This window comes from Bacillus sp. BD59S (assembly GCF_007363175.1).
In the GTDB taxonomy this organism is placed as follows: domain Bacteria; phylum Bacillota; class Bacilli; order Bacillales; family Bacillaceae_G; genus Bacillus_A; species Bacillus_A pacificus.
The window spans coordinates 2,696,176-2,709,403 of sequence record NZ_CP034686.1; the positions used below are offsets into that span (position 1 = coordinate 2,696,176).

The 13,228-nt window shown below is 34.1% G+C and carries 13 protein-coding genes; all 13 read right to left on the reverse strand.

Annotation, left to right across the window (positions count from 1 at the left end; translation table 11 throughout):
- Positions 1-69: 69 nt before the first annotated feature.
- Entirely contained in the window at positions 70-1,824 is a 1,755-nt protein-coding gene (locus EKQ63_RS15995) for an adenine deaminase C-terminal domain-containing protein (protein ID WP_087953279.1), read from the reverse strand.
- A gap of 369 nt (positions 1,825-2,193) precedes the next feature.
- The gene (locus EKQ63_RS16000) at positions 2,194-3,360 is read right to left on the reverse strand and encodes a serine hydrolase domain-containing protein (RefSeq protein ID WP_143881254.1); all 1,167 of its coding nucleotides are present in this window, start codon (positions 3,358-3,360) and stop codon (positions 2,194-2,196) included.
- Between the two features lie 327 nt (positions 3,361-3,687).
- Positions 3,688-4,197 (reverse strand): DUF3902 family protein, encoded by a 510-nt coding sequence (locus tag EKQ63_RS16005; protein ID WP_143881255.1) that lies wholly within the window; start codon positions 4,195-4,197, stop codon positions 3,688-3,690.
- A 183-nt stretch (positions 4,198-4,380) separates the two neighbouring features.
- A complete protein-coding gene (locus EKQ63_RS16010; protein WP_087953276.1) occupies positions 4,381-5,112 on the reverse strand; it encodes a hypothetical protein in 732 nt (243 codons plus the stop codon).
- A 15-nt stretch (positions 5,113-5,127) separates the two neighbouring features.
- The gene (locus EKQ63_RS16015) at positions 5,128-6,237 is read right to left on the reverse strand and encodes a DUF58 domain-containing protein (protein WP_088327534.1); all 1,110 of its coding nucleotides are present in this window, start codon (positions 6,235-6,237) and stop codon (positions 5,128-5,130) included.
- A complete protein-coding gene (locus tag EKQ63_RS16020) occupies positions 6,234-7,166 on the reverse strand; it encodes an AAA family ATPase (RefSeq protein WP_087953274.1) in 933 nt (310 codons plus the stop codon). Before EKQ63_RS16020 ends, EKQ63_RS16015 begins: the two co-directional genes overlap by 4 nt.
- 602 nt (positions 7,167-7,768) lie before the next feature.
- Positions 7,769-8,110 (reverse strand): zinc ribbon domain-containing protein YjdM, encoded by a 342-nt coding sequence (locus EKQ63_RS16025; RefSeq protein WP_000067656.1) that lies wholly within the window; start codon positions 8,108-8,110, stop codon positions 7,769-7,771.
- A gap of 370 nt (positions 8,111-8,480) precedes the next feature.
- Positions 8,481-10,241: a SulP family inorganic anion transporter gene (locus EKQ63_RS16030; RefSeq protein WP_087997166.1), complete on the reverse strand. Its 1,761-nt coding sequence runs from the start codon at positions 10,239-10,241 to the stop codon at positions 8,481-8,483.
- Between the two features lie 94 nt (positions 10,242-10,335).
- A complete protein-coding gene (locus EKQ63_RS16035; protein WP_000021479.1) occupies positions 10,336-10,776 on the reverse strand; it encodes a hypothetical protein in 441 nt (146 codons plus the stop codon).
- A 1-nt stretch (position 10,777) separates the two neighbouring features.
- Positions 10,778-11,131: an ArsR/SmtB family transcription factor gene (locus EKQ63_RS16040; RefSeq protein ID WP_001977380.1), complete on the reverse strand. Its 354-nt coding sequence runs from the start codon at positions 11,129-11,131 to the stop codon at positions 10,778-10,780.
- A gap of 417 nt (positions 11,132-11,548) precedes the next feature.
- Positions 11,549-11,842 (reverse strand): putative quinol monooxygenase, encoded by a 294-nt coding sequence (locus EKQ63_RS16045; protein WP_087953271.1) that lies wholly within the window; start codon positions 11,840-11,842, stop codon positions 11,549-11,551.
- 38 nt (positions 11,843-11,880) lie between these two features.
- Positions 11,881-12,519: a nitroreductase family protein gene (locus EKQ63_RS16050; RefSeq protein ID WP_087953270.1), complete on the reverse strand. Its 639-nt coding sequence runs from the start codon at positions 12,517-12,519 to the stop codon at positions 11,881-11,883.
- Positions 12,520-12,537: 18 nt separating this feature from the next.
- Positions 12,538-12,966: a MarR family winged helix-turn-helix transcriptional regulator gene (locus EKQ63_RS16055; protein WP_143881256.1), complete on the reverse strand. Its 429-nt coding sequence runs from the start codon at positions 12,964-12,966 to the stop codon at positions 12,538-12,540.
- Between the last annotated feature and the right edge of the window lie 262 nt (positions 12,967-13,228).

Genomic DNA, 13,228 nt, shown 5'->3' on the forward strand with positions numbered 1-13,228 from the left:
GCTTGCAATATTCTTATGCTAGAAATGAGAAAGATCCTATAAAATAAATCTTTCATAGAATCTTTCCGTCTAATATTGATTTATTACATTCACCGGCGAAGCAACTACCCTTCCACTTTTTACGTCATATAGCCCTATAGGCGTTACCCGTATAAAAGGCAAGTGCGTCGCAGAAAAGAATAAAATTGTAAATGCTGGATCATCATACGCGTAGCCACGCTCTTGCAATAATTTCACCATCTGTTTCTCTTCTTGTATTAATTCACTCATTTTTAAATTAGACATAATCCCGAGCAATGGTAATGCTATTTCATGTATTACTTCATTCTTTTCAGCTATGGCCATTCCCCCGCCAAGCTCTTTTATCCTATGAAAAGCTGTAAGCATATCTCCTTTACTCTTTCCAATAAGAATGATGTCACCTGTACCAGAATAAGAGCTAGCAAGCCCACCTAGTTCTTTCGCAAAACCTTTCACAACTGTATTCACTCGCCAACTGCCATCACGAGCAATCATCATAAGGAAACATTCATCATGATCTGTGGACAATTCATCACAGTCTATGTTGATTTCACTAGCATATGGCTTTGTTATAACGTTATTTAATAAGTGTATCCCCGTTTTATTAGAGAAAGTCATATCCTCTTTTTCTATGGACCAATCTAAGGATAATGGAGTTACTTTACATTTACTCCAGTCTATACGTAATGCTTCATGTGTATTTACACCGTCACGCTTCACCCATTTCCCCTTTGCAATAACGCTTGTTGGTACTGGATTTTCTTTACTTTCTAAAATATTGATATTGGCAATTCTCCCTGTTGCAATCGAACCATGTATATGCTCCATATTATAATAACGAGCAATATTATAACTTGCCATATGATACGCATCTATTACTGGAACACCTTGCTTTATAGCAATAGTAATCATTACATTCGTCATTCCGTTTTCATAAAAGGACGGATGGGAACCGTCTGTTGTGAAAATGAATCTATCAAATTGCTTCACACCTAATTCTAGTAATTCTTTCAGTAAAACTTCTAAATCTGGTCGGATCGAAGAGTTTCGAAGAGAAACAGTGTAACCTTGCATAAGACGAGTTAACGCCTCTTGTCCTGTCATCGCTTCATGATCACAGTCTGTACCTAACAGTTTTAATTTTGCTAACGTTGCTTCTGATGCTCCTGGGAAATGTCCTTCTACTTTTTTCTGTAATCGCTTTGTTTCCTGCACCCAAGTTAGCATTTCATCATCGCCATGTAATAATTTTGGCCATGCTGTTAGCTCTCCTCCTTGAAGAACTGCTTCATGCTGTAGCCACTCTATTATTTCTTCACGATTAAATATAGATTCCCCATTTTGCAATTCAGTTTGTCCATCAAAACGGCACCACCAATACATGCTAGCTGGAATCTTTTTAAATTCATCTAATAAATGAAACGATTCTTTACGCTTTAATGTGAAAAATAGAGTTAAATTATCATTAATAAAAGTTGTTGTCCCGGATTGCATCGCATGATTCGCTAACGTCTCTGGATTATATAATTGATATGGATGTGCATGCGGTTCTATGTAACTAGGAACAACATACTTTCCATCACAATCAATGACTTCACATTCATATAGTTGCTCTGGCAACTTTTCTCCTACATATATAATACGGTCATCATAAATCCAAATATTTGCTTGCATCCATTCACGTATATAGGAATTTAAGTATGTTGCATTCTTTAATAATTTGTGTGGACTTCTTGTACCGTCTATTATTTCAACATGTTCTCGTAATTGCTTGTTACTCCATCTAAACTGATTTTGTCCCAATGTATTTCACTCCAAATCAATTTACTTTTTTATTAAAACAAAATAATTAACAAACTAAAGTATTATCCATTCATAACTCCCCTGTATAGCCCCTATACCTCTCATTATATGGAATACTCCCAAAGATAACAATTTTCAAAACAAACAACACCTCTTTGTCCCACAACAAAAAGGATGTCATGCAACTTACATCCTTTTTATACTAAACTATAAGATTGAATTGCACTTTGAAATACACTTGTATCATATTTATGTTCTACATATACTTAATACCATATCATGAATGTTAATACTGTCCTTATTTGTGAAATTTAAAAAGCATCTCTTTTATTTACAACTATTGCAGAAACCTATTCGCTTTTTCTTCATCTATTTATTAAATTCAACTTGCATCATTTTATCAAACTGTGTAAGAATATCAACCGGACCTAAAGAGTTAACATTGACAGCAAATGTATGCTTGCCTCCAATTACTCCACCAGCAAAAGTCATAAACCCAGGAATTGATCCTCCGTGCCCCCATACTGAGACACCATTTGGAAGTTTAGTCTCATAGATTCCAAGACCATATCCATCCCCAACCCCTTTTCCTTCTACAGGAACTGTAGTAAGCATTTCTTTTAACTCGCGTTCCTTCAGTAACTTACCACCGAGTAAAGATGAAAAGAACTTGTTTAAATCATCCGCATTAGAAATCATATCTCCAGCTGCATTAGCTAAACTCGGATTATAATACGTAATGTCTTTCAACTCGCCTGTTTCTTCCATTTTCACATATCCACGAGCATGATTCTTTCCTGGGATGACGGGTGAATTTCCTGGTAAAAACGTATTTGGCAAGTCCAGAGGTTCAATAATTCGCTTTTCAATTTCTTCCGCATAACTATTACCAGTTATTTTTTCAATTAGCATTCCCAATATTACATATCCTGTGTTTGAATACAACCAGTCTTTGCCAGGCGAGAAATCTGGAGGCAGAGAAAGGCCTATTTTCACTATTTCTTCTGCTGTATACGTTTTTTTCGAATTCATTACGTCAGCGTCTTTTGACTTTAAGTATTCAGCGATACCACTCGTATGATTCAAAAGTTGTCGTATCGTAATTTGATTTCCATCATACCCATTTCCTTGCACGAGACCCGGCAGCCACTTTTCAATTGGATCGTCAAGTTGTACGCGATTTTCTCCTACTAATTGAAGAACAGTCGTGGCAGTAAAAGTTTTCGTCACACTACCAATCCGAAAGCGAAAATCTGATTTCACCGGTTTCTTTGTAATTAAATCCGCCACGCCAGCAGTATAACTATTAACTTTCCCTTTATTAGACGTCTTAGCTAATACCCCCGGTGCCCCAATTTGTAGTGTTTCCTGCATTACTTGTTTCCATCCATTCCGATTCTTTTGATTAGGTTCTTGTGACGAATGAGAAATATTTTGAGTAGATTCTGCTTTTACAGTAAAACCAGGTGTAAATAGAGTAGTACCCGCTAATAAAACTGTCAAACTCGCTAACTTCATTGAATTACATTTTTTCATAAGGTTTTCTCTCCCCTATTCATATCGTATTGATTCAAGCTATACTTTTATCCTATATGATAAAACTCTCTTTTTTCTTATCCATTCCTTACGAAATACTTACGTTCAAAGTTTGATACAATCTGCTGAGAAAGAATTATGTATGAAAATAAAAAGGGCATAAAAAATAAGGAAAGTCCCTTAACCTCCCCCGTTTTTATTTCACCTTATCTTAATTATTTTAAGATGAGTCATTGTGTTCGTATTAAAATGAATAAAAAAGAACGTGTTTTCATTTTTTATGTAAACACGTTCTCTTTTATTTAAACAACTAATCTATATTCACCTTTACCATCCTGCACTAGCGTTCATACCATTTCCGATAATAGAAAGTAATAGTGGCCATAATACTGGTCCTAACGTAAGAAGTAGATTTAGAAGTATAAGTATTCTATATACACCGGTGAAATTATGATTTTTATGATTAACAAATACGAGACTGACTAATGATAGTATGGTCGTTAAAAATAACACTAACATTACCAACCAATACCACACCATTAAACTGAGACTCCATGGTGTTAATAGCTCGTGTATGATACAAAATGAGATTCCTAATACAGCAAAACTAAAGCTAGTCACCGCTGTTTTTATAAGCCATTTACTTATTTTTTTATCGTATGTAGTTTTACAATATAAATCTATTAAAGTATATAATAAAGATAAATATGCCATTAATACGCCTATCCAAGACAATAACCAGTCTCCTTCCCCTTTGAATAATAAGAACAGCAACCAACACATACTTACTGCAGAAAAAACAAAGGAAATAAGTATGCTTTTCAATACTGATTTCATTACATTTTCACACCCTTAAAAACTTAAAAATTAAGTATATTTTATAAAAATTAAGTATAGGTTAACACGGAATGAAGTATAAGTAAATAATGTTCATTTTGTTTACCTATTTAAATACGGTTTCATATAAGAAAATAATTCATGTTAATCAAATTTCCGTATAAAAAAAGAAAAGGTGGATATTTACATATCCACCTTCCCACCTCCCTCTACCCACTTCATTATTTCTTCCACATCTATATCCGTATACGTCTTTTCCCCATAACGAACAGACTCATATAACGGGATAATATCCCTTGTTCTACAAATTCTTTTTAACCACTGTTGCATCGTTTCATAGGATCTTCTCTGTTCATGAAATGGTAAAGTTCTTTCCCATTCAACTAACGTTTTTCTTATCGTATTTGGTGGTAACGGCTGTTCTAACTGATGCTTCACTTTCTTATTCTTTTCGATTCTGTCTGTATTTTCATTTGTTATCGATTGTTTATCCTGTTCTATTTCGGATTTCGTTACCTTTTTCCTAACGGATTTATAAAGAAAATATATAATTATCCCTGCAATCATTACATAAAAAACTATACTAATCCATGAATTTGAAAGTACAGAAAACATGTGTCCCCATGAACTTTCCTTTTCAAAACCTTTAAATTTTTTACCCGTTGTCGTTCTCTCCCCATTATCTCCTACTTTCTTCTCTTCTATAGGTGTTCCATACTCTTCAGTATCACCGTAGTTTATAGTCTCCTTATAATTTTTTTCAGATTTCTTTTCACTAAAAAAACGTTCTTTTACTATGTCTTGCACATACACAACACCTTGTGATAACGTTATTGCACTAATCGCAAAGAAAAGTATGATTAAAGCTCTTACACTCCACAACTTCACTTTCATATGCCGCGCTTTATTCACCATGACATAAGCCCCTTCTTATTCTTTCATTACAATCCATTTATTCGTTCTACTGTATTTCTTTGGTGAAGTACCAATAATTAAAGGAACCGCATCCAATTCCTTTCGCCGAAATCCAGCTGTATAAAAATAAGAAGAAGTTATAGGTGTATCTTGATCCGATATTGAGGCAAGTACCTTTAATACATTTTGCAAATGTTTCCGATTATCACCATTTTTTATATGCAATAATCCGTTATCTTTTACACTATTGATCCATACTTCAAATGAACAGTTTTGCATGAGCAGTTGTTTACATATGCCTGCCGTTAATTCAATTAGTTCCTCTATATCATTTCGCAAAGAAATACCGCTTTTATTTTGCAAGTTGAGGTAAATCGCGTATTTATCTGATTGCGTTCGCTCGTACTTTTTCGCAGTTATCGTCCCTGTTTTCGCTGTTGCACTCCAGTGGATGGAACGAAAATCTTCATTTTCATAAGACTTTACTCCCATTACTTTCGTTTCATCATATAAGGGTGATGACATCGCTTTTCGAAATCCTCGTGACCATTCTTGTAATTCAGGAACTTGTATTTTCGGAACAGCTGGTAAGACTAAATAGGAGGGCGTATCAACTTGTTTATATGTGATATGGTTCGTTATAAATCCAAAGAGATCAGTAATAACAATTTCAACCTCTTCCCATTTCGCAATGCCTCTTTTTAACGCTACAGCTTGTAAATCAAATGAAACTGACTCTCTTCCTTTTACATTAAAATTCATATAATAATTTGAACCTGTACTATTATTTTTATTTATTTCATCATGATTCCAAGTTATCTTATTTTCACATTTAAATCGGAATACAACATTAAAAATAGGGAAAATTGATTTGTTTGAAATTTTTATTTTGCACCTGTTCGTTTCACCAATAAAAACATTCGAATTTCCTTGATCGTATTCCCAGTTAACACGAGATACTTTACGTATATAAACATGCATAGCACCTATTAAAATTACATATAAAAATACGAGAGATAATATGAGTAGATTATTTGAAAATACACTTAAAATAACGGCTACAACTGACATAACTCCTATTACGAAAGGCTCCGCTAAAGGTGTATACACAAGTTGTTGATTCATCGTACATTCTCCACCGGCACATTAATCGTATGAATAATTTCTTTCATGATTTGTTCTTTTGTTGTTTTCATCTCCCCTTCAATTGTCAACGTTAAACGATGGGCGCATATAGATGCAGCAAGTATCTTTATATCATCTGGCGTACAGTAATCTCTTTCATTTAATATAGCCCGTGCTTGAATCGCTCTCATAAAAGCCAACGTCCCCCGCGGACTTACACCAATTTCAATTAGCTCATGCTTACGCGTTGCCTCAATAATTTCAAGAAGATAATCTTGCACATCATTTCCTACTAACACTTCTCTTGCACGCTTTTGCATCATAATAATTTCTTCACTTGAAATAATAGAGTGTAATGTTTCTAACGGATCATTCATTTGAAACCGATTCATCATTTCCTTTTCAGCTTCTCTCGTAGGATAACCTTGGCGAATCGTAAGTAAAAATCGGTCTAATTGAGCATCAGGTAAAGGAAATGTACCAGCAGATTCAAGAGGATTTTGCGTTGCAATTACTAAAAAAGGTTCTGGTAATGAATGCGTCTGTTTCGCAATCGTAACAGTACGCTCTTCCATAACTTCAAGTAACGAAGATTGTGTTCTCGGTACAGCCCGATTAATTTCATCCACTAATACTATATTTGCAAAAATAGGACCTAACCTCGTTTTAAAATCCGATTCCTTCACATTAAAATATTCAAGACCAATAACATCTCCGGGCAAAGTATCCGCTGTAAATTGTATTCTTTGAAATTTTGCGTCCACGCTTTTAGCCAAACTTTTCGCAAGTGTTGTTTTTCCTGTCCCCGGTACATCTTCTAATAAAATATGTCCTTTTGCTATTAGAGCTATTGCAGCCAACTCAATCGATTCATCTTTACCTATGATTACCTTTGAAATGTTGTTAATAATCTTTTTCAACGTGCCCATACATCTCCCCCTATCTATTATCCTATATTTTATTTCACTAAATCCCCCCAGGTATTTAGGCGAAAGGTGCCTATTATGTACCTATGACTGTAAATGACACCAGTTTACAACATAAAATAGATGAAATTACCTTTGATAAAAATTCGTAAATTTCAAATAACTATCAATTCCAAATTATAACATTTTATATTTTATAATGCTATTAGGTTCCACTTTATATGATTGTAGTAGAACTTCTTGCGCATCAGTTTTAATGTGGACTACTGATAGAAATCTACATCCTTATGTAGGATTATAGTTGAAATCCCAACATCCGAATAATATAAACCCCATTCTAAGACATTATTCTCAAATGAAAAGCTGATTTTCTTACGTTTAGAAATTCCCATTTTTATGCTCCCAGCTTATTTCGCATCATTTTTTAAATATACGAGTATGTTCAAGGTAAGTTCCAAAAATAAAAAGACCTCATTCTTGATAAGTATCTTTGAATGAGGTCTTTCTATTATAAAAATGGTTAACTTCTACTATCTTAAAAGTATTGCACATCCATTGACTTTAAACAATTAGATCAAATTACTTCTGTTACACGAATCTTACATTTAAACCTTTTTAACAAATTCAGATTTTAATTTCATAGCTCCAAAACCATCAATTTTACAATCAATATCATGGTCACCCTCAACTAAACGGATGTTTTTCACTTTTGTACCGATTTTTACAACTGATGAAGTTCCTTTTACTTTAAGATCTTTGATAACTGTTACAGAATCACCATCGTTCAAGATATTTCCATTTGCATCTTTAATCATCTTTGTATCTTCACTATTTTCAGTTTCTAATTCTAAAGTCCACTCATAGGCACATTCTGGGCAAACAAAAAAATTCCCATCTTCGTAAGTGTACTCTGAATTACATTTTGGACAATTAGGTAAATTAGACATATTTTAAATTCCTCCATTTATTATTCATTATATAGTTTTTAAAAATTTCTTTTTATAATTTCATAAGAATAGTAATTTTATAGTTAAAATTTAACGAATTCTTTCGGATCAGCATAGCCAAAAACTTTTGATAATCTAACTATATAAAGTTCTTTGATAACTTGATATAGAAGGTTGCAGGAAGAAAATAAAGTGCGAAAACCAAGCCATTCGGTTCCTTCGTAAAATATCAACCGTATAAAGAGAGTTTCAAACGTTGGACAACTAGGGGTAAAATGCCCCGAAGTAACGCTCAGGGAGATGAAAGGTTACTTTCGTCGTGGAACTGAGAACCTTCCACTTCAAGCTTTGCTAAGTGGCGAGTAGTTCACTAATCTAATGCATTTGCTTTATTCTTTATTGCATTCATATCCTGAGATTGCTGAGCCAGCTCCGTGCATTCATGAAAAGCAAAGTGCTTACATCCTATACATTTGTTTGTATTCAACTGTCTTAAAGCACAGTTGATTGCTTCCCCTGTATGATCAAAAAAGTTTTCTTCGCCAATCTCCGCGTATAATCCATTCTTATCTAGAGTTGTTTTTAGCTCTGATTGAATTCCTGAAACAAGAATTACGCCACCTTGCTTTTTGAAATGCTGAACAATATTCCTAAAATAGGATTCTCCTGTTGTATCAATAAAAGGAACTTTTCCCATACGCAAAATTAAAACTTTTGGTTTATAATGAATGGTCGCTAGAATGTTTTGTTCAAACGTTTGAGCAGCTCCAAAGAACAATGGTCCTTCTATTGTGTAAATGCTGATTTGTGGACAATCGTGAGCTTTATTTACCACATGTGGCAACAATTTCTCGTTCTTTCTTGTATGATCTGGAAGCACTTTAGATATAACAAGCATGTTGCTCATACGTTTTGTAAATAAAATAACAGCTAAAATAAGTCCGATTTCCACAGCTGTTGTCAAACTTGTAAATACAGTCAGTAGAAATGTTACAAGTAATACAAGTGAATCCCCTGTCTTCATTTTAAGTATGTGAATAAAATGTTTTCGTTCACTCATATTCCATGCTACCACCATTAATATTGGAGACATACTAGCAAGCGGAATATGTGAAGCATATGGGGCTAACAATAAAAGCGTGAATAATACAAATCCCCCATGAATAACACCAGACATCGGGGATACAGCTCCGCTCCTAATATTGGTTGCTGTGCGGGCAATTGCTCCAGTTGCCGGAATACCTCCAAATAATGGTGTAACAATATTAGCAATTCCTTGACCGATAAGTTCTTTATTACTGTTGTGTTTACTATTCGTCATACCGTCTGCTACGACGGCGGATAAAAGAGATTCAATACCACCAAGCATCGCAATAACAAATGCAGGGCCAATTAACTGTTTTATACGCTCTACCGTAATTTCTGGTATACCAAACTGAGGAAGTGTACTAGGAATCGTACCATATGCTGTACCAATAGTAGGTACATGATCTGAGAAAAATACAGTTGCAATTATAGTGGAAACCATAATACCCACTAATGAACCTGGTACTTTTGGCAAAATCTTTGGTGTTATGAGTATGACAAGAAAACAAATCAAAGCAGTTATTACACTGTAAAAATTCGTAGTATTGATATGCGTAAAGATTTCTTTCAGATTTGCTATAAATTCCTCATGTTTTTTTATACCTGTAAGACCTAAAAAACTAGCAATTTGTCCTGTAAAGATAATGACAGCGATTCCTGACGTAAAGCCAATTGTTACAGGACGCGGAATAAACTTTATTAAAGACCCTAGTTTAAAAATTCCCATAAGACATAAAATAATCCCAGCTAATAAACCAGCAAGTAGTAAATCTTCGTATCCATAGGTAATGACAATTCCTAAAAGAATTGGAACAAAAGCACCTGTAGGTCCTCCAATTTGATACTTTGAACCACCAAATAGAGAAATGAGTATCCCTGCAATACATGTTGTATAAATTCCATACTCTGGCTTAACACCAGAGGCTATTGCAAAAGACATAGCAAGTGGAATCGCAACAACTCCAACAATCACTCCTGCAAGAATATCCTTTTGCAAATGCCCCAATGAATATCCTTCAAACCTTCCTGTAAATAACCCTCTCATTATAAACCCTTCTTTTCTATTCTTAATAAATCTAGATTACAAATGTATTTCTCGTTCCCTTATAAAAGAGATTTTCACAAAAGAAAACGCCATCCTAATATTTACTATACGTTTTGCTTAAATGACGCTCTAATTCACCGATATCTCCACCTTGTTGTACATAGGATTCCAATCTTACCGCTAGAAGTTCCCCAGCTCGACTATCTAGCTTCTTTGTGTCTATAAACGATGTAATCCTTATCTGATCTGGAGTAGTATCTCTACGAAACATTTTACCTGGAATTTCAATCCAAAAATGATTCCATTCATCCAATAATCCTATTTGATCAAATAAAAAACCTTGGATTCCACATAACCAAGCTGTACAAGCAGTATTTCTTTTTTGACATCCAACGCCATCTTGTAGATGCTGGCATGAAAAACAACAAGAATTCCCACTGTTAATACATACATTACAAACGTGATAAGCTCCTATTGAGCGAAATATATCAATCCCATGTTGGATAATATCTTCTTTCTGAACTTCAATGCTCAACCTACACCTCCGTAACTATCGTTTCGCCTTCTGTTTCATCTAGCTCTTCTAACATTGAAATCGTATCGATTAAATGGTTGTTAAAAATTTTCCGTGCAACTACCAGTAAATTTATTATCATAGGGTCCCGAAGAGAATATAAAACTCGTTTTCCATCTTTGGTGCCAACAACAATATTTTTAGCACGTAACACACTTAACTGTTGAGAGACAGCTGAACCTTCCTTATTAAGAATACTTTGAATTTCATTTACACTTTTTTCACCTTCTGATAACACTTCTAAAATACCTATTCGTAAAGGATGCGATAAGGCTTTAAAAAAATCAGCTTTAAATTGTTGCATTTCAGTTCCCATTTAAACACCTCTAGTTTTTATTTTAACTAAAACTTAAAAAAGTATCATATACATCTTCAAATGTTTGAATATGTATATGATACTTCTAGAACTTACAATTTTCAATACAAACTTTAAAACGTTATAAAAAGAATCAGAAACGATGGAAACTATACAAAATGAAATTCCCATCAAGTCATGTAACAGTTAAATAGTTGCGAAAATTCTTTCTTCCATTCTCCTTGGATACACCTGCATTATGTGAATTTAGACACCTTTCGCACTCCTTTTCTGGTACCTTCAATTCGTACACTACAATCTGGTATAACCATTTTGCTCATTTGAAACAACTTTATTTTTTCTTTGATCTGCATCACGAATCATTGATATAAAAAAGATGACTACAGCAATACGCTAAAGTCATCTTTTCCAACCATATTATTTTACTAACTCTCCATTATAAGCTTTTATATTAAGAGGAGCAGTTAAAAACTGTGCTGCTTTACTAACGAAAGATGTGAAGTGTTCACTCGTATTATGACTCGCAACTGCTGCTTCATCTTTCCATACTTCTACCATCGTATAAACACTTTCTTTTTCTGTATCTTTATATAAGTCATAAGATACATTTCCACTTTCGTCTCTTGAACCATGAATGAGTGGTTGAATTTCTTCTAAAAATGATTGTTGTTTTGCTGGATCTACTTGAAATATTGCGTGAATAATAATCATGGTGTTTCCCCTTTCATATTCCACTTATTTCTTTGAAATTACTTCCACTCAGCAACTTTTTCAATTGGAAGACGTACTGATTGGTAACCACTGTCAGCAGCTTTTCCGATTGAAATTAACATTACTGGCACGTGACGTTCTTTGTCTAGTCCGAAAGCTTCTGCGATTTGATCTTTCTCAAAACCACCAATTGGACAAGTGTCATAGCCGTGAGCACGAGCTGCTAACATAAATTGCATCGCTACAAGACCACCGTCAATTAGTACTGTGTCTTTCATTACTTCTGGTGTAACCATTGAGAAGTAAGCTGAAAGTTTTTTCATTTGATCTTCTTTTACTTCAGCTGGCATAAGTCCGCGCTCTACTGCTGTACCATAAATTTCTTCTGCATTATCAAAGTTGTTTAAGTCACCGAATACAGCGATCATAGCTGAAGATGTTTCTACTTGAGATTGATTGAATTTCGCAAGCGGTGCAAGTGTTGCTTTTGCTTCGTCACTTTCAATCACAAGGAATCTCCATGGTTGCATGTTTACTGAAGATGGTGCAAGTGTTGCTTCTGTAAGAATTTCTGTCATTTCTTCTTTGCTAATTTTTACTGAAGGATCGTACTTACGAATTGAACGACGTCCTGTTAAAATTTCGTTAAAGTCATTTGTTTTTACTGAGTTAGTCATAGTTGTATTCTCCCTTTTTTAAAGTTCTTTTATATTTTCTTGAATGTGATTTAACATATTTAAAAGATTTTCGCGTTCTTCCTCACTTAATCCTTTAAATGCACATGCTGCAAAACGTTCTTTTTCCTCTTGAAACGCTTGAATTTTATTTCGTCCCTCTTCGGTAAGAGAAACTAACGTAATTCTGTTATCATCTGGATTTTTACGTCTTACAATCATTTCATTAGCCTCAAGCTGCTTTAAATGCCTCGTTATCGCAGCATTATCAATATTCACTTCTTGTTGAAGTGCTTTTTGACTAATTTCACCTACTTCATATAACTGGAGTATAAGCTCTAATCGAGACTGGCTCATACCCGTACACCCTTCAAACTTCGAACTTACTTCTTTATTTAGAAAGTGTAATTTATATAAAATAATCGCTTCTTTTGAGCATGAACTTGTCAAATTACCCCTCCTTTACATCCAATTTAAAAACATTTGATATATCAATATTTGATATGTCAATTAATATAATCTATATCGATTTAGATTGCAAGCTTTTTGTTTTCATTTTTATTTTTCCAAATTAAGGCGCTTTGTAGCGTTACAAAAAATGTAAATTGCATTATAATAGTAATAATTCAAATGACTGGAGAGTGATTGTAATGCGGCAATACACAAATAGAAATGAGGAAATGAAATTGGAAAATGAAATGAGGATATTGAC

Excerpts from the sequence above, each read along its gene's own strand:
- EKQ63_RS16000 (WP_143881254.1), bottom strand. The coding sequence starts at position 3,360 with ATGAAAAAATGTAATTCAATGAAGTTAGCGAGTTTGACAGTTTTATTA.
- EKQ63_RS16005 (WP_143881255.1), bottom strand. The coding sequence starts at position 4,197 with ATGAAATCAGTATTGAAAAGCATACTTATTTCCTTTGTTTTTTCTGCA.
- EKQ63_RS16010 (WP_087953276.1), bottom strand. The coding sequence starts at position 5,112 with ATGGTGAATAAAGCGCGGCATATGAAAGTGAAGTTGTGGAGTGTAAGA.
- EKQ63_RS16015 (WP_088327534.1), bottom strand. The coding sequence starts at position 6,237 with ATGAATCAACAACTTGTGTATACACCTTTAGCGGAGCCTTTCGTAATA.
- EKQ63_RS16020 (WP_087953274.1), bottom strand. The coding sequence starts at position 7,166 with ATGGGCACGTTGAAAAAGATTATTAACAACATTTCAAAGGTAATCATA.
- EKQ63_RS16025 (WP_000067656.1), bottom strand. The coding sequence starts at position 8,110 with ATGTCTAATTTACCTAATTGTCCAAAATGTAATTCAGAGTACACTTAC.
- EKQ63_RS16030 (WP_087997166.1), bottom strand. The coding sequence starts at position 10,241 with ATGAGAGGGTTATTTACAGGAAGGTTTGAAGGATATTCATTGGGGCAT.
- EKQ63_RS16040 (WP_001977380.1), bottom strand. The coding sequence starts at position 11,131 with ATGGGAACTGAAATGCAACAATTTAAAGCTGATTTTTTTAAAGCCTTA.
- EKQ63_RS16045 (WP_087953271.1), bottom strand. The coding sequence starts at position 11,842 with ATGATTATTATTCACGCAATATTTCAAGTAGATCCAGCAAAACAACAA.
- EKQ63_RS16050 (WP_087953270.1), bottom strand. The coding sequence starts at position 12,519 with ATGACTAACTCAGTAAAAACAAATGACTTTAACGAAATTTTAACAGGA.